The organism is Kitasatospora sp. NPDC085464 (genome assembly GCF_044541955.1).
GTDB lineage: Bacteria > Actinomycetota > Actinomycetes > Streptomycetales > Streptomycetaceae > Kitasatospora.
This window is the reverse complement of record NZ_JBITTM010000045.1, coordinates 1-20,638: the sequence shown is the minus strand read 5'-3', so window position 1 is coordinate 20,638 and position 20,638 is coordinate 1. Positions and strand designations below refer to the sequence as shown.

Sequence of the window (20,638 nt, the reverse complement as noted above, 5' to 3'; positions counted from 1 at the left end):
CGGTTTCCTTCCGCGCGCCTGCCCCCGCCCGTACGGTGGAAGCCATGACCGACGACGCCTTCATCGACATCCCCGGTGTGCGCAACTTCCGTGACGCGGGCGGCATCGGCGCCCTCCGCCGGGGCGTGCTCTACCGCTCCGGCTCCTTCCACACGCTCACCGAGGAGGGCGCCCGGCGGCTCAAGGCCCTCGGCCTGCGGACGGTGTTCGACCTGCGCAGCCGGTTCGAGCTGGAGACCTGGCCGGACCAGCGGCACGGCCTCGACCACGAGACCCTCAACCTGCCGACCCTGCCCGCCGATCGCGGCGACGTCGACCGGCCCTGGCCGGAGGACCAGGCCGCCCTCTACCCCTTCATGGCCGAAACGTCCGGCGCCTCGCTCGCCGCCGTCGTCCGCCGCCTCGCCGCGCCGGAGTCGCTGGCCGCCGTCGTCCACTGCGCCGTCGGCAAGGACCGCACCGGCCTCACCATCGCCGTCCTGCAGTCCCTGCTGGGCGCCTCCGAGGCCGACATCACCGCCGACTTCCTGCTCTCCAACATCGGCCTCGGCCTGGACAAGGGCCCCGTCCCGTACGTCGACGAGGCCGGAGCCGAACGCCTCTCCCGCCCGGTCGGCACCGAACTCATCGCCTCCTCCCTCGCCTGGATCGACACCCACCACGGCTCGATCCCCGCCTACCTCCACCACCACGGCGTCACCGACGCCGAACTGGACGCCGTCCGCACCAACCTCTCGGCCTGACCGGCGCCCCCGGCCCGGGCGGGGGCTCGACGGCGGGGGCCCTACGGCCGGCGCTCGAAGCGCCACCACTGGGTCGGTTCGTCGACGTCCTCCCACTGGTGGACGACGCCGTCCGGGGCCTGCGGCGCGGTCAGCGGCTTGCCGCTGATGAAGCTGCTGACGGTGTACGTCCCCGGGGCGTCCACGTGCGCCTCCAGCAGCCACTCCTGGGCGCCGAAGGCGTTGGCGCCCCACTGCTGGATCGGGACGCCGTCGTCCGGGGAGGCTCCGGTGACGTCGAGGCGCTTGCCGCTGCCGGCGTTCTCCAGGTGGTAGAGCGCGCCGCCCGGGTGGACGGCGGTGAGCCGCCAGAGCTGGGCGTCGGTGCCGTCGTCGGTGCCCAGCACGATCCGGGCGCCGCTGCGCCGGGAGGCGTCGGCGACCTGCAGCAGCAGGCCGGTGCCGACGTTGCGGACGAGGTAGCTGCCGTCGGTGATCGCGGAGTCAGTCACGGTCGAAGTCTGCCACCGGGTACCGACAGGCCTCGTAGCCGACGACCGCGGCCAGCACCGCCGCCACGACGCCGACCTGGACGAGCGCCGACACCCGGGTGCCCAGCGGGACGGTGGCCGCGACCAGCACCGCGCCGAGCAGCCGGGGCAGGTTGGGGCCCAGGCGGAGGGAGGCGCGCACGGCCGTGTTGACCACCAGGTACAGGGTGATCCCCCCGGCCAGCGCGGCCGCCTGCGGCAGGCTGATCGCGGCGACCGGGTGGCCGACCGCGGACTTGACCCCGGCGGCGAACAGCAGCACGCCGAGCAGCAGCCCGAAGTGGCCCAGGTAGAAGACCGAGACGGCCGCCCGGTTGCGCTCGGCGGAGGGCAGCGCGGCCATCCGGTGCTCGGCGCGGGCGTCGTCGTCGTGCCCGAAGTACGCCCACCAGAGCGCGACGCAGACGGTCAGGCTGAGCAGCGCGACGGCGATCAGCGCGGGCCCGAGGTCGGCCGTCCCGGCGCCGACGCCGATCGCGATCACCGACTCGCCGAAGGCGATGATCACGATCAGCCCGTGCCGCTCCACGAAGTGGTCGGCGCGCAGCCGGAACTCGGGCAGCCCGGCCGCCCACGGAGTCATGAACTGCATCGCGAAGGCGGCCGTCCAGAAGCCGAGTTGGACCGTCCCCGCGAGGTAGCCGCCGGCCACCACCAGGGCGCCGACGACCAGGTTGCTCGCGCCCATCCGCAGCACCGCGGCGGGGGTGACCCCGGCGGCGACGAACATCCCGGTGTGCAGGGCGACCACCACCAGGTACGCCCAGCCGAACGCGGCGCCGCCGCCCTCGAAGGCGTGCGGGACGGACAGCGAGATGACCAGGAAGGCGCCCATCGCCAGCATCAGCAGCCCGCGCCGGGCGTGGGTGCGCGGCGGCATGGCGTTGGTCAGCCATATGAAGGCGTCGTACATCCACCAGATCACGCCCAGCATCACCAGCACCTGGGCGAACCCGCCGGGGGTGAGGTGGTGGACCAGGCTGCCGGTGAGCTGGGTGATGGTGAAGACGAAGACCAGGTCCAGGAAGAGTTCGAGCGGTGCCACCTTCAGGGCCGGCTCGGCGGTCACGGCGGGACTCGTCGCCTCAGGAGCACCAGGGGAAACACGCGATGCGGTCACGGCGCGAGTATCCGTCACCCGGCCCGGGCCCGGGGGCGTTTCGACCGGACCGGCTCCGCCGCCTATGCTGCGGCGAATGTCCACCGAGCAGATACCGTCGCACCGTCAGCAGCCCGCCTTCCTCGACGCCGTGGCCGACCTGGAGGCGGTGGTCGCCGCCGGGGACGACGAGCGTTTCGGCCCCGCCCTCGGCATGGTCGGCGGCCTGTTCGGCGCGGCCGCACCGGACGAGCGGGCGGCTGCCGGTCCCCGGCTGGCCGCGCTGCTGCCGGACGCCCCGCCGTTCCCCCGCTCGCACCTGGCGATGGTGGTGGGCGCCTGCGTCGAGCACGGCGCCGACCCGGTCGCCTGCGCCGGCCCGGTGCTGGCCGGCCTGCGCGGGGCGCTGACCGGCGCACAGCTGCTGGCGCGGCGGTGGGACGGGACCGGCGGCGGCCCGCTGCCGGACCCGGAGCAGGACGATCCGGCCGCGGCACACGAGCGGATCGCCGACCCCGCCGTCCTGGACGAGTGGCACGCCCACCTGGCCGTGGTCGGCTGGTGGACGCTGCACCTGTGGCAGCAGGCGTCCTGGGCGGTGTACGCGCACGCCCCGGTCCGGGCCGAGGCCCGCGCCTCGGGCGTGACCGCGGTGCTGGTGGACCTGTTCGCCCGGCACGAGGGCGAGCAGCACGACTTCAAGGGCCTCGCCCACCTCGCACTGATGCTGGACGACGAGCCGCTGCTGGTGCTCGACCGCCCCACCGGCACCGGCTACCTGCTGCGGATGAGCGGCCTGGGCGACACCTTCCAGCTGCACACCCTGCTCGCCGACGTGCTGATCGGCGGCGGCCACCTCCCCGGCGCCCCGCAGGACCCGGAGGTGGTGGCGCTGGCCCGGACGGCCTTCCTGGACCACCGCAAGCCGATCGCGACCGGCGCCTTCAACCTGGTCGCCCCGGACGGCTCCTGGCTCTGGAACGAGGGCACCCCGAGCGACATCCCGCTGCTGGACGGCGTGCGCACCCTGGTGCTGGAGCCGCAGCCGTACGAGCGCAGCTGGTCCGCCGGGCGCTTCATCCAGGAGGTCCCGGGCGACCTCCGGCTGGAGCGGGTGCTCGACCCGGCGGAGGCGGCGCAGTGGCTCGCCCGCACCGTCCCGGGGCACTCCAACGCGGAGGCCTTCCGGTAGGTCCCCGGCACCTGCCCCGTAGCCGTCCGGTAGACGCCCGGCTCCTGCCCCGTAGCCCGTCCGGTCCGCCGCCGGAGCCACCGGTGGATCGCCGGTCCGGTCGGGTTATGGTCGGATTCCGACACAGCCCCGAGGAGTGGAGTCGACGATGGCGAAGGTCCCGAACGTGCTCGCGGCCGCCGCGCCCGCCGCGCTGACCGCGGCGAGCGGCCTGGTCGGCGGCTACGGCGTCGCCCGCTGGACCGGCCGGCGCGAGCTGGGCGGCGCGGTGCTGGCGGTGGCCGGCGCCGGGGCGGCCGCGCAGTGGCGCCGCAGCTCCGGCCCGGGCACCGCGGCCGCGCTGACCGGCCTGTACGTGGCGGCGTTCGGCGGCTCGCACCCGCTGGCGAAGCGGATCGGCGCCTGGCCGTCCGTCTTCGCCGTCACCGGCGTGGTCGCGGCGGCCTCCACGGCCGCGACGGCGCTGTCCGCCCGCAACCGCAGGACCCGCTAGGACCGGCGGGGCCGGCTTTCGGCCTCGGCCTCGGGCCCGGCCCGCTCAGGCCCGGCTACGCCCGGCTACGCCCGGCTCGCCGCGCCGAACCGGGCCTCGAAGGCCGCCCGGTTCACCGAGACCGGCGAGCGGTCCCAGACCGCGAACACCACCCGGTCGAAGGCCGCCCCGTACCGCGCCAGCGCACCCTCGAAGGCCTCGGCGACCTGGGCCGGGTCGTTGCCGAACACCCCGCAGCCCCAGGCGCCGAGCACCAGGGTGCGCAGCTCGTGCCGGGCCGCCGCCGCGAGCACCCGCACGGCCCGCTCGGCGAGCACCCCCCGCACGTCCGTACCGGCCGAACGCCGTTCCAGCTGCCCGGCGTTGGGGGCGGGCGAGGTCAGGAAGGTGACCGGGAACGGCTGCGCCAGCAGCTCGCCGCGCCCGTCCCGGATCACCGGCACGTCGGGCGAGACGATCACCCGGTGGCTGTACCGGAGGTCGGTCGAGGCCCGGTGCGCCTCGTAGTAGTCCGGCGCCTCCAGCAGGCAGCTGTACAGCAGCGCGCTGCGGCACAGGTCCTCCTCCTGGGCGCGGGCACCGCGCAGGTACCCGCCGCCGGGGTTGCGCGCTGAGGCGAAGTTCAGCACCCCGACCGGCCCGGCCCCGGCCGCGACCAGCCGCCCGGCGGCCTGGACGCTCCCCTCGGCCGTCACCTCGACGCTCCCGCGCGGCCCCGGCCCCGGCTCGCCCGCCGCCACCAGCGCGTCCAGCGCCTGCGGCGGGTACGACACCGTGCCGGCCCGGGCCGCCGTCAACTGCTCCCCCACCCGCACGAGTTCGCCGCCGGCCGTCCGGTAGTCCCCCCGTCCGGCGATCTCCTCGTTCACCCGTGCCACGTCATGCAGTCTGCTGCTCATGCCCCGGACGCTACGGGACTACCGCCACCGCGCGCCACAGGTTATTCTCACTTCCAGAACAACACCTCGGGGGGACGTGCCAGGACGAGGTGTCGGGGGGTATCGGGGGAACGCGAAGGGCCCGCTCCGGGGGACGGAGCGGGCCCTTCGTACGATCAGCGCGGCCGGCGGTCGATCACCGCCGGTGCGGCGTCAGTTCTTCCAGCGCGGCTTGCGGTCGTCGCGGTTGAAGCCGCCACGGTCGCCACCGCGGTCGCGGTCGAAACCGCCGCGGTCACGGTTGAAGCCACCACGGTCGGCCTGCGGACGGCCGCCGGAGCGGTGGTCGTCGCGGCGCGAGAACGGACGGCTGCTGCCGCCGCGCTCGTCGCGGTCCCGGCCGAAGGACGGACGGTCGCCGAAGGAACGGGCCGGACGGTCACCGAAGGAACGGCCGCCGCGGTCGTCGCGGTCGCGGTTGAAGCCGCCACGGTCGCCACCGCGGTCACGGTCGAAGCCACCCGAGCGACGGTCGTCACGGTCACGGCCGGCGAAGCCACCGCGGTCGCGGTTGAAGCCGCCACGGTCGCCACCGCGGTCGCCACCGCGGTCACGGTCGAAACCGCCCGAGCGACGGTCGTCACGGTCACGGCCGGCGAAGCCACCGCGGTCACGGTTGAAGCCGCCACGGTCGCCACCGCGGTCACGGTCGAAACCGCCCGAGCGACGGTCGTCACGGTCACGGCCGGCGAAGCCACCGGAACGGCGGTCGTCACGGTCGCGGTCCCGGCCGAAGCCGCCGGAGCGGCGGTCGTCGCGGTCCCGGTCGCCACCGCGATCGCGATCGCGATCGCGGTCACGGCCGAAGGCCGGACGCTCGGTGCGCGCCTCGCGGTACGACGGGGTGCGCTCCTCGGCCTGCGGCGCGGCGGGCGCCTCGGCGGCGGCCGGAGCGGCCTCGGCCGCGGCGGACTCGCCGGTCTCCTCGGCGGCCGGCTCCTCGTCCACGATGCCCAGGTCGGCCCGCTCGCGCGCCGCACGGGCGGCCAGGCGGTCGGCCTCCTCCCGCAGCTCGGTGGCGCGGCGCTGCGCGCGCTCCAGCTGGCGGGTCATGTCGGCGATCTCGCGCTCGGCGGCACCGGCGATGTTGGCGGCGCTCTCCGCCTGGACCTCGGTCAGCGAACGGGCGCCGGTGATCTTGGCGACCTCGGCGTCGAAGGCGTGGTCCAGGATGTGGCGGCTGGCGTCGACGCCCGCGTCCTCCATCAGGCGGAAGACGCCGCGGCGCTGGTGCGGCAGCACCAGGGTGACGACGGCGCCCGAGCGGCCGGCCCGCGCGGTGCGGCCGGAGCGGTGCAGGTAGTCCTTGTGGTCGCCGGCCGGGTCCACGTTCAGGACCAGGTCGATGCCGTCGACGTGGATGCCGCGGGCGGCGACGTCGGTGGCGACGACGACGTTGGTGTAGCCGTCCTTGAAGTCGCCGAGGACACGGGTACGGGCGCCCTGGGTCATGCCGCCGTGCAGCGCGTCGGCCTTCACGCCGGCCTCGATCAGCTGCTCGGCGACGCGGTCGGCGCCCATCTGGGTGCGGACGAAGATGATCGTGCGGCCCTTGCGGGCGGCGATCGCGTTGGTGATCGGCGCCTTGTCCTTGGGCTTCACCACGAGGATGTGGTGGGTCATGGTGGTGACGGCGCCGGCCGACGGGTCGACCTCGTGGGTGACCGGGCTCTTCAGGTAGCGCTTCACCAGGGTGTCGATCTCGTTCTCCAGGGTGGCGGAGAACAGCAGGCGCTGGCCGCCGGCCGGCACCTGGTCGAGGATCTCGGTGACCTCGGGCAGGAAGCCCATGTCGGCCATCTGGTCGGCCTCGTCGAGCACGACGGTCTGGACGTCGGCGAGCTTGGCGCTGCCGCGGTTCAGCAGGTCGCGCAGACGGCCCGGGGTGGCGACCAGGATGTCGACGCCACGCTCCAGCGCGTAGATCTGGTTCGACATCGAGGTGCCGCCGCAGACGACCTTGAGCTTGAGACCGAGCACCGAGCCGAACGGCTCCAGGGCATCGGCGACCTGCATGGCCAGCTCGCGGGTCGGGACCAGGATCAGGCCGCGCGGGTGCTTGGGCTTGGTGCGCTCGCCGTCGGCGAGGCGGGTCAGCAGCGGCAGGCCGAAGCTGAGGGTCTTGCCGGAGCCGGTGCGGCCACGGCCCAGCACGTCCTTGCCGGCCAGGGCGTCCGGGATGGTCGCGGCCTGGATCGGGAACGGGGTGGTGACGCCGCGCTTGGCGAGGGCACGGACGACGTCGTCGTGCAGGCCCAGGTCGCCGAAGGTGATGGTCGGCTCGGCGGCCGCCTCCTCGGTGGCCTCCACGGCCTCGGCGATCACCTCGTCCGCGGCGGTGTCGAGGGTGTCGGTGGTGTCGGTGACATCGGCGGCGGCCTCGTTCGCGGGCATGGCGAAGCGGGCGTCGTCAACGAGAGACATGCAAAACCTTCCGGAAGTGGCACGCGCCAAAGTCCGGGGTTCTGTTTCACAACCGCCTCTATGCGGTCAGCCACGGATCGCCGGAACGCGCCAAGGGCGCCAGATGGGAATAGGGCGCCAATCAAATGAATCAAACGAACGATCTACCACCATAGAGGACCCTGGGGATCGGAGGCAAATGCCCTGGACAGGACGCTAATGCCCACCGGCACGCGGGCTCGGTGCCGAGGAACCGGAGCTGCCCGACGAGGGCTCCGGGAGCGGCGGCACGGTGACGGGGGGCGAACTGTGCTCCGGCTCCGGAGTGTTCGACGGACGGCTGCTCGGCGTGGCCGACGGCGAGCCCGCCGAACCGCCCGAGCGGCCCTCGCCGGTACCGCCCGCCCCGCCCGTACCGCCGGAGCCCGCCGTGCCGCCGGAGCCGGTCGGCCCGCCGCCGCCCGGGTGCGGCGCCGGGCTGGTGTTCACGCCGCCCGCCGAACCACCCCCCGGCTCGCCGTCGGGCGGCCCCGGCACCGGGACCACCCCGGCCACCGTCCCGGTCGCCCCGGGCAGCACCTCGCCCGGCGCCGAGGTCGTGGGTCCGCCCGGCGCGCTCTCGGCCAGCAGGCCGCCCGGCCGCTCCGGGCGCCCCGACGCACCGCCCGGGTGCCCGGCCCCCGGCGAGGCCGAGGGCCCGCCCGTCACGCCGGGCCGGCCCGCCGGACCGGCCTGCCCGACCGGTGCCACCCCGCCGTGCCTCTCCTCCGCCGCCGGACCGACCGACATGCAGCCCGTCAGCCCCAGCCCGGCCACCGTCAGCACCGCCGCCGCCCGCACGGCGCGCGAGCGCAGGACCGCCGCGTTCCGTGCCCGCACCGCTCGCACCGCTCGCACTGCCCGAACGGCTCGCACTGCCCGAACCGACCGCACCGACCGCACCGACCGCACCGAAGCCACCGAGGTCCCTCTCTACCGCCCCACCCGGGCCGCCCACTCGCGGCCGCTTTCGGTGCCCAACGCGCGCCCGGCCCGGCGGGACACGGGCGAGGCCTCAGTTGGCCCCACCCGCCCGCCGAGGCGCCGCGTCGGCCATCGCGTCCGCCGTGGCCCGGCCGGCGCCCCCGGCCGCCGCCTCAGCCCCAGAGGGCCGAGGCCAGCTCCGCCCCCGCGTAGACCGCGGCCAGCCCGGCGGCCACGCTGCCGGCCACGTTCGCCAGCGCGTACCGCCCGGCGCCGGTCTCGGCCAGCCGCAACGTCTCGTACGAGAAGGTCGAGTAGGTGGTCAGCGCACCGCAGAGCCCGGTCCCCAGCAGCAGTTGGACCCGCGAGGACGCCGCGCCGGCCGCCACCGCGCCGGTCACCGTCCCGAGGATCAGGCAGCCGACCACGTTCACCGTGAAGGTGCCCCACGGGAAGACCGAGTCGTGCCGGGACTGCACCGCCCGGTCCGTCAGGTACCGCAGCGGAGCGCCGACCACCGCGCCCGCCACCACCAGCAGCCAGTTCACTCCGCCGACGCTCCCCGGCCCGGCTCCCGGCCCGCGCCACCGCCGGGCCCACCGCCCGTGCCGCCGCCCGGACCGCCGTCGGCGCCGCCGCCCGGCCCGCGCCCGGTGTAGGTCACCACCTCGCACCGGTCCAGCAGCACCAGGCCCTCCGCCACCAGCCCGTCCAACTGCGGCAGGAACGCCCGCACCCGCTCCTCCTCGTCCACGATCACCACCGCCACCGGCAGGTCCTCGCTCAGCGACAGCAGCCGCGTGGTGTGCACCAGCGACGACGCCCCGAACCCCTCGATCCCCCGGAACACGCTCGCCCCGGCCAGCCCGGCCGCCCGCGCCCGGTGCACGACCTCGCTGTACAGCGGGCGGTGGTGCCACCGGTCGCTCTCCCCGACCAGCACGGTCAGCCGCAGCGCCGGCCCGCCCAGCCGGGTCACCGCACACCCCCGCCGGTCGCCGGGCCGCCCCCGGCCGCCCCGCGGCGGACCGCACGGTGGATCAGACGCCTGGTCAGCCCCGCCGCCGCCCACACCGCGACCAGCGCGCCCAGCAGCGTCAGCCCCAGGTACGCCAGGCCCGGCCCGAGCCGGCCGGCCTCCAGCAGCCGCCGGATGTCCACCGCGTACGTCGAGAAGGTGGTGAACCCGCCCAGCACGCCGGTGCCGAAGAACGGCCGCACCAGAGGGTGCGCCTGCCGCCCCTCGGTGATCACCACCAGGAACACCCCGATCACCGCGCAGCCGACCACGTTGACCAGCAGCGTCGTCCACGGGAAGGCGGTCGGCCCGGTCTCCCAGCCGAGGCCGGCCGCGTACCGGGCCACCGCCCCGATCGCCCCGCCGACCGCGACCACCGCCACCGCCGGCCCCTGCCCGCGCAGCACCGGCGGCCGGTGCCGCACCCGCGCCGCGACCGGCGGCGTCCCGGGCGGCCCGCCCACCGTGTCACCCAGAGCGCCCTCCGAGGTCGTCATAGCCCCATCAAACACCGGCGTCCGCCACCTGGCACACCGTCACCCCAGACCCGACAATGATCCGGTGGAGATGACCCGGGAAGAGTTCGAGACGCTGGTCAGCGACGCGCTCGACCAGATTCCCCCGCAGCTCGCGGCCATGATGGACAACGTCGCGATCTTCGTCGAGGACGAACCCGAACCGAGCGACCCCGAGCTCCTCGGCCTCTACGAGGGCACCCCGCTCACCGAACGCGGCGAGTGGTACGCGGGCGTCCTGCCCGACCGCATCCTGATCTACCGCGGCCCGACCCTCCGCCACTGCGAGACCCGCGAGCAGGTGGTCGAGGAGGTCCGCACCACCGTGATCCACGAGGTCGCCCACCACTTCGGCTTCGACGACCACGAGCTCGACGAACTCGGCTGGTCCTGACCCCCTCCGCGGCCCCGCGCCGCACCCGCTCCGCCCCGCCCCGCAGGCCGCCCCACCCGCCCGGCCGAAACCCGTTTTGGCGATCCGCCCGGCATCCCATATGCTTCTCGACGTCCCCGAACGCTGGAAACAGCGGGACAGGCCGCAAGCCCTCATCGTCTAGTGGCCCAGGACGCCGCCCTTTCAAGGCGGTAGCACGGGTTCGAATCCCGTTGGGGGCACGCAGTACCGCATTACCGTAGTAAAGTGCAGTGCCGCAAGACCTTAGTGGTTCGCCACTACCAGGTCCCGTGGAGCAGTTGGTTAGCTCGCCACCCTGTCAAGGTGGAGGTCGCGGGTTCAAGTCCCGTCGGGATCGCTCGTCTCGCAAGAGACGCGCAGTACGGCCAGGTAGCTCAGTTGGTACGAGCGTCCGCCTGAAAAGCGGAAGGTCGCCGGTTCGACCCCGGCCCTGGCCACAACAGGGAAGCCCCCGTAGCGATTTCGCTACGGGGGCTTCGTCGTTCCCGAGCCCCGGCCACTCCGGTCGATGCCCGGGAGGGCGAGACGCTGCACGTCCCGGAGCCCTTCGGCTTCGCGCTGGTGACCGACGGGCTGCTGCCGCACTGACCGCCGGTCCGCCCCGGATCCCCCCGCAGGGGGAGGGGGAACCGTCGGCAGGACGATCCGCCGGGGCGGGGCCGGGCGGGACGGTGGGGGCATGGAGACGACGAGGGACACGGGCTGGAACCGGCTGGCGGCGCGGGCCGGGTACGTGGCGGCGGCGTGGGCGGTGGCCTTCGCGCTGGTGCACCTGTACTGGCTGGCCGACGGACGGCTCGGGCTGCCGGAGGGCCGCTCGGTGTGGAGCAGCACGCCGCTGCTGGTGATCGACGTGATCGCGATCCCGCTGTGCGCGGTGGCCGCGGCGGTGGCGCTGGCGCCGCTGCGGCGGTGGGGCGGGCGGGTGCCGGCGCGGCTGCTGACCGTCGCGCTGTGGGGCACCACCGCGCTGCTGGTGCTGCACGCCGCGCCGTCCGTCCCCGATTGGTTCGCCCTGGCCGTCGGCAGCCGGTCGAGTGCCGGGCTGGATGCGATGGCCCGGTTCGCGACCTTCGGCTACGAGCCGTTCTTCCTGCTCGGCGGGGTCCTCTTCGGCGTCACCGCGCTCGGCCGCCGGGCGTCCCGCCGGCCGGCCCTGCGCCCGGCCGTGCGGACAGCCGCGCGGTGAGCCAGTCGGCGGTGGGGGCGAGCCAGTCCGGCAGCGCGGTGCCGAGCAGGTGGTTGCCGTGCGGGACGAGGAGGAGTTCGGCGTCGGGCGCGTGCTCGGCCAGCGCGGTGGCGTCGGTGACGCCCGGGATGCGGTCCTCACCGCCCTCGACCACCAGCAGCGGGACGGCGATCCGCGGCGCAAGGGCGGTCAGGTCGATCCGGCCGGCGAAGGCTCGGGCCGCCTCGTACCCGCCGCAGCGCTGGGCGAGGGTCGCGGTGACGAACGGGACCAGACCGTCCCAGTCCAGCCGGTACGGGCCGCTGACCACCGCGGCGGCGCACAGCCGCGGCTCGTGGGCGGCGGCCTCGGCGACGTAGTAGCCGCCCAGGCTGAGGCCGATCACGGCGGTCCGGGCCGGGTCCAGGCCGTCCCGGCGGGCGAGCGTGTCGAGGGCGCGCCCGACGACCTGGTGGTACTCGGGCTCCGGCGCGCTGCGGGCGGCCAGCACGCCCTGTCCGGGCCCGTCGACGGCGAGCACCGCGACGCCCCGGGCCAGCAGGGCCTCGGCCACCGCGTGGAACTCCTCCTTGCCGGAGTCCATCCCCGGCACCACCACCACGACCGGCACCGGCGGGCCGCCCGCCGCCGGGCGGCGCAGCCAGCCCGCGAAGCCCTCGCCCTCGACCCGCTCGGCGCCCGGTTCGAGCAGCGCCAGCGCCCGCCGCATCGCCTCGTCGGCCTCCTCGGCGGCCTCGGCCGCGGCGGCCCGGTCGGGGTGCGGGAGCAGCCCCGCGAAGTGGAACCAGCGGGCGGCGCTCCGGTACGCCTCGCCGGCGGTGACCGTCCGGCCCTCGGCGGCGGCGCGCTCCGCCGTCCCGGTGTACCGGCGGCCGGCGGCGCGGCAGGCGGCCGGCCAGTCGTGCAGGGAGGTCAGCGGGTCGGTGACCCGGGCGTACTCGTAGAGGTCCAGTCCGGCGCCGTGGGCGCGGGGGCGGGTCTCGGCGACGAAGGCGGGCAGCAGGCCGGGGGTGTCGAGGAAGGACAGGTCGGGCACGGCGGGGGTTCCCTTCGGGACGGGGTTCGTGGTGCGGTTCACGGACGGGGCGCGGGCGCGGCCCTCGGGCACGGCCTCGGGCGCGGCCTCGGGCGCGGGGCTCAGGCACTGGGCTCAGGCACGGGGCTCAGGAGACGGTCAGCACGGCCTTGCCGCGGATCCGGCGCTCGCGCAGGTCGGTGAGCGCGGTGGCGGTCTCGGCCCAGGGCGCGACCCGGCCGAGTTCCGGGGTCAGCCGGCCCCGGTCCGTCAGGCGCACCAGGGTGGCCAGGTCCGCGCCGTCGGGCACGTCGGAGTCGGCGTAGTGGAAGTGCCGGACGACCGCCGACTCCGGGCCCTTGAAGAAGTCGAAGAAGTCGAGCGTGGCGGGCGTCCGGGAGGCCTGGCCGAACCAGATCAGGGTGCCGCGCCGGGCGAGCCGGGCCAGCGCGAGCGGCAGCGCGGCGCCGCCGGTGGACTCCAGCACCAGGTCGTACGGTCCGCGCGCCGCGGCCACGTCGTGGACCACCTCGGCCGCCCCCAGTTCGGCCAGCCGCCGGCCGCGCTCCGGGGAGGCGGTGACGGCGGTCAGCTCGGCCCCGGCCGCGGCCGCCAGCTCGGTGACGTAGTGGCCGACGCCCCCGGAGGCCCCGGTCAGCAGCACCCGCCGCCCGGCCAGGGCCCCCGCCGTGCGGAGCAGCCGCAGCGCGGTGAGGCCCGCGAGCGGCAGCGCGGCGGCCCGTACGGCGTCCAGGCTGTCGGGCAGTTCGGCGAGGGAGGACGTCGGGACGCAGACGTACTCGGCCCAGCCCCCGGCCGGCGGATGCGCCACCACCCGCCGGCAGACCGCGGGCCCCGACCCGTCGGCGGCGGCCTGCACCACCAGCCCGGCCACGTCCTTCCCCGGCCGCCACCCGGCCCGGGGCGCCTCCAGCTGGAAGGTCTCGCCCCGGTTCACCGAGAACGCCTCCACCTTCACCAGCGCCTCGCCCGGCTCCGGTCGCGGCTGCTCCACCTCCGCGAACCGCACCGGCTCCGCCGTCCGCCCCGTCGCCACCAGCGCCTTCATCCCCACTCCTCCGTCGGTCACCCCCTCACCACACCGCGCCCCGCCCCGGCCGGTCCAACAACCGCCGGACGGCGACGACAACCGGCGGTTGTGGGGCTGCCTGCGACGGCCGGGACGCCTCCGCGCCGACGGCCCGTCAGGGCCTAGGGTGCCCGGGTGGATCTGGATCTGGCGCAGGTGCGGGGGTTCGTCGTCGCGGCCGAGGAGTTGCACTTCGGGCGGGCGGCGGGGCGGTTGGGGATCAGTCAGCAGGGGCTGTCGAAGCGGGTGGCGCGGCTGGAGGCCGCGCTGGGGGTGCGGTTGCTGGAGCGGGACGCCCGCGGGGTGGGGCTGACCGGGGCGGGGCAGCGGTTCCTGGAGCCGGCGCGGCGGTTGCTGGCGCAGGGGGATCGGGCGGTGGCCGCGGCGGGCTGTGCGGCGCGGCCGCTGCGGATCGACGTGTGGGGGCACCTGTACGCGCCGATGCGGACGCTCGCGCAGGCGGTGGACGCGGCGCCGGGGCTGGCGGTGGAGCCGGTGCCCGGCCGGGACCTGCCGTCGGTGGCGGCGGCGCTGCAGCGCGGGGAGTCGGACGCCGGGTTCGGCCGGGTGCACCCGCTGCCGGACGGCGGCGACGCCGGGCTGACGCACCGCCTGGTCCGGCTGGAGCCGGTGGACGCGCTGCTGAGCACCGGCCATCCGCTGGCCGACCGCGACGTGCTGAGCCCGGCGGAGCTTCGCGGCAGCGCCCTGCGCTACCCGGCGGCGGTGGACCGGCTGGACTTCCTCACCCGCTTCGCGACCCGCTTCGGGGTCGCGCGCCGGGTCGGCTCGACCAACCTGGGCCTGGAGCACTTCCTGGACGAGGTCCGCACCGACCCGTCCTGCTTCTCCCTCGTCCCCGCCGACACCCCGCTCCCCGACCGCCCGGGCGTCCGGACCGTGCCGCTGGCCGACCCGACCCCGCTGTACGCCTGGTCCCTCCTCTGGCGGGAGGACGCGTCCACCGACCCGCACCCCCGACTCGACGCGCTGCTCAGGGCGTTCAGCACCGCGGCGGCCCGCGGCCGCTGGCTGGAGTACGACCCCGCCCGCGACTGGCTCCCGGACGCGGACGAGGCCGCGCTCCGGCCGTGAAGCGGGCTCCTCGGCCCGTCAGGGCACCCGTCACCGTCGAATCGGGACCCCTGTGGCGCACCGCCCCGGCGTTCCCGGCGGGGCCGGCGGTCCGGGAGGGTCACGGGCGGCTCAGGAGCGGAACCAGTTGTCGTCGGTGCCGAGCACCGAGCCGTCCGCGGCGTAGAGGGTGAAGGCGCCGGCGTCGGAGCCCGGCTTCTTCGCGATGGCGATCCAGCGGGCCGGGGAGTCGGCGACCGTGACCGGCACCGCCTCGGTGGAACCGCCGGTCTTCCAGGTCACCACGGCCTTCGCGACCTCGGGCCCGACCCCGGCGACCACCACCGGCGAGGCGCCCATCTCGCCGCCCTTGAAGCCGAGCATCGCCCCGCCGCCGACGAAGGGGGAGCCGGGGACGGACGTCGTGCCCGGCTTCCCCGGGACGGGGGTCTGGTGCACGGTGTCGTTCACCTGTCGCTTGCCGTCCACGGTGAGGTAGAGGTTCACCTCGTCCAGGTCGGGCCGCCAGTGGCGGTCGACCTCGTCGTTCGTCATCCTCGGCAGCTGGGGGATGGCGGCGTGCCGCTCCGTCCAGAGCAGTTCCTCCTGCCGGTGGGCGTCCTCCTTGGTGGGGGCGGCCGGCCACAGGGCGGCCCAGGCCTGCCAGGTGCGGCCGTCGGCGGTGCCTTCGCCGATCTTGACCCGGACGGGGGTCAGCGGGTCCCGCGCGGGCGCGGTCGGGGTGGCCGCCGCGGAGGCCGGGGCCGATCCGGCCGTGGAGGCCGAGGGGGAGGCCGCCGCCACCACGGACGAGACCGCCTGCCGGCCGCGCTGGTCGAGCACCGCCCCGCCGCCGACGACGGCCGCGGCCAGCACCGCGGCCGCCCCGGCAGTCAGCAGGCGCCTGCGCCGCAGCCGGCGCCGCCCGCCGGTGAGCAGCCGGTCGTACGGGGCCGTCCCGATGTCGACGCTCCCGGCCAGTTCGCCGAGGGCCCGCGAGGCCGCCGCCTCGTCGTCCCCGGCACCGGCCGCCGGGCCGCCGGTCATGGACTCCTTGCTCATCTTCCGCCTCCGATGCTGGTCAGTCCGCTGAGTGAGGAGGCCGCCCGGAGCTTGGCCAGGCCCTTGGCCGCCTGGCTCTTCACCGTCCCGACCGAGCAGCCCATGGTCGCCGCGGTCTGGGTCTCGGTGAGGTCCTCCCAGTAGCGCAGGACGACGGCCTGGCGCTGGCGCGGCGGCAGGCCGCCGAGCGCGGCGAGCAGCGCGGCCCGGTCGTCCGGGTCGGCCCCGGTCGGCGCGGCCCGGTCGGGAACGGCGTGCACGAGCTGCTCGACCGGCCTGCGCCGGAAGCGCCGGGCGTGTTCGTTGACCAGGATCCGGCGGACGTACGCGTGCGGGTCGTCCGCCGCGCGCACCCTGCCCCAGGCGACGTACGCCCGCTCCAGTGCCTGCTGGACCAGGTCCTCGGCGCCGTGCCGTTCGCCCGCGAGCAGGTAGGCCGTCCTGAACAAGCGCGACCACGCGCCGCCGGCGAACGCCCGGAACTCGTCGTCCCGGGCGGTCTTCTGGGCTCCCATGAGCACCTCCTCAACCCTCCGGAGCCCGTAACGGCCGTGGACCGTTGCCCGGCGTTCGCGAATCGCCGCCGGCGGCTGTGACACTGGAGGGGCTCGAAAACCGAGGTGCGCTCCGCCGTGCCTCCTTGCGAACCTAGAGGGATGCCCGCAGTGAGTTCTCCCGCAGTCCAGTCCGCCCCCGCGCCCGCCGAGGGCCCCGGCATCGGCGAGCTGGCCGCCCGCCTGCCCGAGCTGACCCTGCGCGACGAGGTGCGGATCGGGCGCCGGCTGGAGGGGGCCCGCCGGGTCCGCAAGGCCGAGGCCCGGCAGAAGGTCGCCGCCGAGATCGCGGCCGACATCGAGCGCGCCGAGTTGCTGGTCGAGCAGCGCCGGAACGCCGTCCCGACGATCACGTATCCCGCCGAGCTGCCGGTCAGCCAGAAGAAGGACGAGATCCTGGCGGCGATCCGGGACCACCAGGTGGTGATCGTCGCGGGCGAGACCGGCTCCGGCAAGACCACCCAGATCCCGAAGATCTGCCTGGAGCTCGGCCGGGGCGTGCGCGGCCTGGTCGGCCACACGCAGCCGCGCCGGATCGCCGCCCGCACGGTGGCCGAGCGGGTCGCGGAGGAGCTGGACAGCCCGCTCGGCGAGGCCGTCGGCTGGAAGGTCCGGTTCACCGACCAGGTCGGCCAGGACACCCTGGTCAAGCTGATGACGGACGGCATCCTGCTCGCGGAGATCCAGACCGACCGCGACCTGCGCCAGTACGACACCCTGATCATCGACGAGGCCCACGAGCGCAGCCTCAACATCGACTTCATCCTCGGCTACGTCAGGCAGCTGCTCCCCCGCCGCCCGGACCTCAAGGTCGTGATCACCTCCGCGACCATCGACCCGGAGCGCTTCGCCCGGCACTTCGGCGACGCCCCGATCATCGAGGTCTCCGGCCGCACCTACCCGGTGGAGGTCCGGTACCGGCCGATCGTCGAGGACGGCGCCGAGGACGACGGCGACGGGGCGGACCGCGACCGGGACCAGGTCCAGGCGATCTGCGAGGCCGCCCAGGAGCTGCAGGCCGAGGGCCCGGGCGACATCCTGGTCTTCCTCTCCGGCGAGCGCGAGATCCGCGACACCGCCGACGCCCTCAACCGGCTGAAGCTGAGGAACACCGAGGTCCTGCCGCTGTACGCCCGGCTCAGCTCGGCCGAGCAGCACCGGGTCTTCCAGCGTTCCAACAGCCGCCGGATCGTCCTGGCCACCAACGTGGCCGAGACCTCGCTGACCGTCCCCGGCATCAAGTACGTGATCGACCCTGGCACCGCCCGGATCTCCCGCTACAGCCACCGCACCAAGGTGCAGCGGCTGCCGATCGAGGCGATCAGCCAGGCCAGCGCCAACCAGCGCAAGGGCCGCTGCGGCCGCACCTCGGACGGCATCTGCATCCGGCTGTACTCGGAGGAGGACTTCCTCTCCCGCCCCGAGTTCACCGACGCCGAGATCCTGCGCACCAACCTGGCCTCGGTGATCCTGCAGATGACCGCGGCCGGCCTCGGCGACATCGCCGCCTTCCCGTTCCTGGACCCGCCGGACTCGCGCAACATCAAGGACGGCGTCCACCTGCTGCACGAGCTGGGCGCGCTGGACCCGGACGAGAAGGACCCGCGCAAGCGCCTCACCCAGCTCGGCCGCAAGCTCGCCCAGCTCCCGGTGGACCCGCGGATGGCCCGCATGGTGCTGGAGGCGGACCGCAACGGCTGCGTCCGCGACGTCATGGTGATCGCCGCCGCCCTGTCCATCCAGGACCCGCGAGAGCGCCCCGCCGAGAAGCGCCAGGCCGCCGACGACCGGCACCGCCGGTTCACCTCGGAGACCTCGGACTTCCTCTCCTACCTGGCGATGTGGCGCTACGTCCGCGAGCAGCAGAAGGAGCTGTCCTCCTCGGCCTTCCGCCGGATGTGCAAGGCGGAGTTCCTCAACTACCTGCGGATACGGGAGTGGCAGGACATCTACACCCAGCTGCGCACCGTGGCGAAGCAGTTGGGCGTGACCATCGAGGAGGATCGCACCCGGACCGGCGGTCCCGAGGAGGAGCCGGACGCCGACCGGATCCACCAGTCCCTGCTGGCCGGGCTGCTCTCCCACATCGGCCTGTTCGACGTGGAGAAGCGCGAGTACGGCGGCGCGCGCGGCGCCCGCTTCGCGGTCTTCCCGGGCTCCGGCCTGTTCAAGAAGCCGCCGCGCTGGGTGATGTCGGCCGAGCTGGTGGAGACCTCCCGGCTCTGGGCCCGGATCAACGCCAAGATCGAGCCGGAGTGGGTCGAGCCGTTGGCCGGCCACCTGATCAAGCGCAGCTACAGCGAGCCGCACTGGGAGAAGAAGGCCGGCGCGGTGCTGGCGTACGAGAAGGTCACCCTCTACGGGATGCCGGTCGTCGCCCAGCGCAAGGTCAACTACGGGCGGATCGACCCGGAGCTCTGCCGCGAGCTGTTCATCCGCAACGCGCTGGTCGAGGGCGACTGGGAGACCCACCACCGGTTCTTCGCGGAGAACCGCAAGCTGCTCGGCGAGGTCGAGGAGCTGGAGAACCGGGCCCGCCGCCGGGACATCCTGGTGGACGACCAGACCCTGTTCGACTTCTACGACGCCCGGCTGCCCGAGGACGTCGTCTCCACCCGGCACTTCGACTCCTGGTGGAAGAAGGCCCGGCACGAGCAGCCGGACCTGCTGAACTTCGAGAAGTCGATGCTGATCAACGACGCCGCCGACGGCGTCACCGAGGCCGACTACCCGGACCACTGGCAGCAGGGCAAGCTGCGCTTCCAGCTGACCTACCAGTTCGAGCCGGGCAGCGACGCGGACGGCGTGACGGTGCACATCCCGCTGCCGGTGCTCAACCAGGTCACCGCGGAGGGCTTCGACTGGCAGATCCCCGGTCTGCGGGAGGAGCTGGTCACCGCGTACATCAAGTCGCTGCCGAAGGCGATCCGGCGCAACTTCGTCCCGGCGCCGGACTTCGCCAAGGCGGCGCTGCGCGCGGTGAAGGACCGCCAGGAGCCCTTGCTGCCCGCCCTGGAGCACGCCCTGAAGCGGCTGACGGCCGTCACCGTGCCGCCGGAGGCCTGGGACGACGAGCGGGTGCCGGAGCACCTCAAGGTGACCTTCCGGGTGGTGGACGGGCGCCGCAAGCTCGCCGAGTCCAAGGACCTGGAGGAGCTGCGGCTGAAGCTCAAGCCGAAGCTCAAGGAGACGCTGTCCTCGGCCGCCTCCGGCCAGGGCATCGAGCAGGGCGGGCTGACCGCCTGGCCGGAGTCCCTGCCGGTCCTGCAGCGTACCTTCGAGCAGCGCTCGCGCGGCCACTCGCTGCGCGCCTACCCGGCGCTGGTGGACGAGGGCACCGCGGTCGGCATCAAGCTGTTCGACACCCCGGAGGCCCAGACGCAGGCGATGTGGGAGGGGACGAGGCGGCTGCTGATGCTGACCACCAACTCCCCGGCCAAGTCGATCCAGGGCCGGTTGGGCAACCAGGCGAAGCTGGCGCTCTCGCACAGTCCGCACGGCTCGATCGGCGCGCTCTTCGAGGACGTCGTGTCCGCGGCGACGGACCGGCTGATGACCCTGGCCGGCGGCCCGGCCTGGGACGAGGCGGCCTTCGGCAAGCTGCACGACAAGGTGCGCGCGGACCTCTACGAGCTGTCCGCGGACACCACGTTGAAGACGGCCACCGCACTGATCGCCTTCCACAAGGCTTCGACCCGTCTGAAGACGGTGAGCAGCCCGGTGCTGCTGAACGCGGTGAACGACGTCCGGCTGCACCTGGCCTCGCTGGTGCACCCGGGCTTCGTGACCGCGACCGGCTGGCAGCGGCTGCCGGACCTCAAGCGCTACCTGCTGGCGGTGGACCGCCGCCTGGAGGCGCTGCCCAACCACCCACAGCGGGACGCCCAGCAGCTGCTGAAGGTGCAGCAGGTCCAGCAGGCCTACGGGGAACTGCTGGCGGCGGTGCCGGCCGGGCGGCAGCCCTCCGCGGAGGTGCGGGCGATCCGCTGGATGATCGAGGAGCTGCGGGTCAGCTTCTTCGCCCAGTCGTTGGGCACGCCGAGCCCGGTCTCGGAGAAGCGGATCATGAAGGCGATGGAGGCGGCGCGGGCCGCCCTCTGACCCGGGCCGCGGGGCAGCCCCCTGAGCTGCGGGTGGGCCTTCAGGAGCCAGTTCGACCTGGGGGCCCACCATGGGCTAGAGTCTGTCTTGTTCGCAGCGCGGCAAGCGAGTGAACGAGATCAGAAAACTCTGGTCCCGTGGAGCAGTTGGTTAGCTCGCCACCCTGTCAAGGTGGAGGTCGCGGGTTCAAGTCCCGTCGGGATCGCCGCAGTGCGAGAGGCCCGGAACCGTCAGGTTCCGGGCC

18 protein-coding genes and 4 tRNA genes are annotated in these 20,638 nt (G+C 74.8%); 11 read left to right on the top strand and 11 right to left on the bottom strand.

Annotated features, from left to right (window positions below; all coding sequences use genetic code 11):
- Positions 1–44 precede the first annotated feature (44 nt).
- Positions 45–743, top strand: coding sequence for a tyrosine-protein phosphatase (locus ACIGG8_RS32810; protein ID WP_396552311.1), 699 nt, complete (start codon positions 45–47; stop codon positions 741–743).
- Between the two features lie 41 nt (positions 744–784).
- On the opposite strand, the gene ACIGG8_RS32805 is transcribed toward ACIGG8_RS32810, so the two are convergent.
- Both ACIGG8_RS32805 and ACIGG8_RS32800 read right to left on the bottom strand, forming a co-directional pair.
- Positions 785–1,234 carry an RICIN domain-containing protein gene (locus ACIGG8_RS32805; protein ID WP_350526330.1) on the bottom strand — a complete coding sequence of 150 codons (450 nt, stop codon included), beginning with the start codon at positions 1,232–1,234 and terminating at the stop codon, positions 785–787.
- Positions 1,227–2,342, bottom strand: coding sequence for a low temperature requirement protein A (locus ACIGG8_RS32800; RefSeq protein ID WP_396552310.1), 1,116 nt, complete (start codon positions 2,340–2,342; stop codon positions 1,227–1,229). Before ACIGG8_RS32800 ends, ACIGG8_RS32805 begins: the two co-directional genes overlap by 8 nt.
- Before the next feature lie 127 nt (positions 2,343–2,469).
- On the opposite strand from ACIGG8_RS32800, the gene ACIGG8_RS32795 reads away from it, so the two are divergent.
- The gene (locus ACIGG8_RS32795) at positions 2,470–3,564 is read left to right on the top strand and encodes a hypothetical protein (RefSeq protein ID WP_396552309.1); all 1,095 of its coding nucleotides are present in this window, start codon (positions 2,470–2,472) and stop codon (positions 3,562–3,564) included.
- A 148-nt stretch (positions 3,565–3,712) separates the two neighbouring features.
- Positions 3,713–4,057 carry a hypothetical protein gene (locus ACIGG8_RS32790; RefSeq protein ID WP_350526327.1) on the top strand — a complete coding sequence of 115 codons (345 nt, stop codon included), beginning with the start codon at positions 3,713–3,715 and terminating at the stop codon, positions 4,055–4,057.
- 65 nt (positions 4,058–4,122) lie between these two features.
- Here the strand turns inward: ACIGG8_RS32790 and ACIGG8_RS32785 are convergent, their stop codons facing one another.
- From ACIGG8_RS32785 to crcB (ACIGG8_RS32765), 5 genes are all read right to left on the bottom strand, one after another.
- A complete protein-coding gene (locus tag ACIGG8_RS32785; RefSeq protein ID WP_396552308.1) occupies positions 4,123–4,956 on the bottom strand; it encodes a TIGR02452 family protein in 834 nt (277 codons plus the stop codon).
- Positions 4,957–5,148: 192 nt separating this feature from the next.
- On the bottom strand, positions 5,149–7,419 hold the full coding sequence (locus tag ACIGG8_RS32780) for a DEAD/DEAH box helicase (RefSeq protein ID WP_396552307.1): 2,271 nt from the start codon (positions 7,417–7,419) through the stop codon (positions 5,149–5,151).
- A 1,115-nt stretch (positions 7,420–8,534) separates the two neighbouring features.
- Positions 8,535–8,909: a fluoride efflux transporter CrcB gene (crcB, locus tag ACIGG8_RS32775; RefSeq protein WP_350526324.1), complete on the bottom strand. Its 375-nt coding sequence runs from the start codon at positions 8,907–8,909 to the stop codon at positions 8,535–8,537.
- Entirely contained in the window at positions 8,906–9,340 is a 435-nt protein-coding gene (locus ACIGG8_RS32770) for a DUF190 domain-containing protein (protein WP_350526323.1), read from the bottom strand. Before ACIGG8_RS32770 ends, crcB (ACIGG8_RS32775) begins: the two co-directional genes overlap by 4 nt.
- Positions 9,337–9,876, bottom strand: coding sequence for a fluoride efflux transporter CrcB (gene crcB, locus ACIGG8_RS32765; protein WP_350526322.1), 540 nt, complete (start codon positions 9,874–9,876; stop codon positions 9,337–9,339). The genes ACIGG8_RS32770 and crcB (ACIGG8_RS32765) overlap by 4 nt, the downstream gene beginning before the upstream one ends.
- A 70-nt stretch (positions 9,877–9,946) precedes the next feature.
- Here crcB (ACIGG8_RS32765) and ACIGG8_RS32760 point away from each other — a divergent pair, with 70 nt between their 5' ends.
- From ACIGG8_RS32760 to ACIGG8_RS32740, 5 genes are all read left to right on the top strand, one after another.
- Positions 9,947–10,288 (top strand): metallopeptidase family protein, encoded by a 342-nt coding sequence (locus ACIGG8_RS32760; protein WP_350526321.1) that lies wholly within the window; start codon positions 9,947–9,949, stop codon positions 10,286–10,288.
- 148 nt (positions 10,289–10,436) lie between these two features.
- Positions 10,437–10,509: transfer RNA gene (locus tag ACIGG8_RS32755), tRNA-Glu, on the top strand.
- A gap of 63 nt (positions 10,510–10,572) precedes the next feature.
- Positions 10,573–10,646: transfer RNA gene (locus ACIGG8_RS32750), tRNA-Asp, on the top strand.
- A gap of 26 nt (positions 10,647–10,672) precedes the next feature.
- A tRNA-Phe gene (locus ACIGG8_RS32745) sits at positions 10,673–10,746 on the top strand.
- A gap of 242 nt (positions 10,747–10,988) precedes the next feature.
- Positions 10,989–11,498 (top strand): DUF3995 domain-containing protein, encoded by a 510-nt coding sequence (locus tag ACIGG8_RS32740; RefSeq protein WP_396552306.1) that lies wholly within the window; start codon positions 10,989–10,991, stop codon positions 11,496–11,498.
- On the opposite strand, the gene ACIGG8_RS32735 is transcribed toward ACIGG8_RS32740, so the two are convergent.
- Both ACIGG8_RS32735 and ACIGG8_RS32730 read right to left on the bottom strand, forming a co-directional pair.
- Entirely contained in the window at positions 11,428–12,534 is a 1,107-nt protein-coding gene (locus tag ACIGG8_RS32735; protein WP_396552305.1) for an alpha/beta hydrolase family protein, read from the bottom strand. The genes ACIGG8_RS32740 and ACIGG8_RS32735 overlap by 71 nt on opposite strands.
- Before the next feature lie 127 nt (positions 12,535–12,661).
- On the bottom strand, positions 12,662–13,582 hold the full coding sequence (locus tag ACIGG8_RS32730) for a zinc-binding dehydrogenase (protein WP_396552304.1): 921 nt from the start codon (positions 13,580–13,582) through the stop codon (positions 12,662–12,664).
- 156 nt (positions 13,583–13,738) lie between these two features.
- On the opposite strand from ACIGG8_RS32730, the gene ACIGG8_RS32725 reads away from it, so the two are divergent.
- Positions 13,739–14,698 carry a LysR family transcriptional regulator gene (locus tag ACIGG8_RS32725; protein ID WP_396552303.1) on the top strand — a complete coding sequence of 320 codons (960 nt, stop codon included), beginning with the start codon at positions 13,739–13,741 and terminating at the stop codon, positions 14,696–14,698.
- Positions 14,699–14,809: 111 nt separating this feature from the next.
- On the opposite strand, the gene ACIGG8_RS32720 is transcribed toward ACIGG8_RS32725, so the two are convergent.
- A complete protein-coding gene (locus tag ACIGG8_RS32720) occupies positions 14,810–15,739 on the bottom strand; it encodes a hypothetical protein (protein WP_396552302.1) in 930 nt (309 codons plus the stop codon).
- Complete coding sequence (locus ACIGG8_RS32715) at positions 15,736–16,254, bottom strand: SigE family RNA polymerase sigma factor (protein WP_396552301.1); 519 nt, start codon at positions 16,252–16,254, stop codon at positions 15,736–15,738. The genes ACIGG8_RS32720 and ACIGG8_RS32715 overlap by 4 nt, the downstream gene beginning before the upstream one ends.
- Before the next feature lie 141 nt (positions 16,255–16,395).
- Here ACIGG8_RS32715 and hrpA point away from each other — a divergent pair, with 141 nt between their 5' ends.
- Positions 16,396–20,394, top strand: coding sequence for an ATP-dependent RNA helicase HrpA (gene hrpA / locus ACIGG8_RS32710; protein WP_396552300.1), 3,999 nt, complete (start codon positions 16,396–16,398; stop codon positions 20,392–20,394).
- Positions 20,395–20,525: 131 nt separating this feature from the next.
- A tRNA-Asp gene (locus ACIGG8_RS32705) sits at positions 20,526–20,599 on the top strand.
- Positions 20,600–20,638 lie beyond the last annotated feature (39 nt).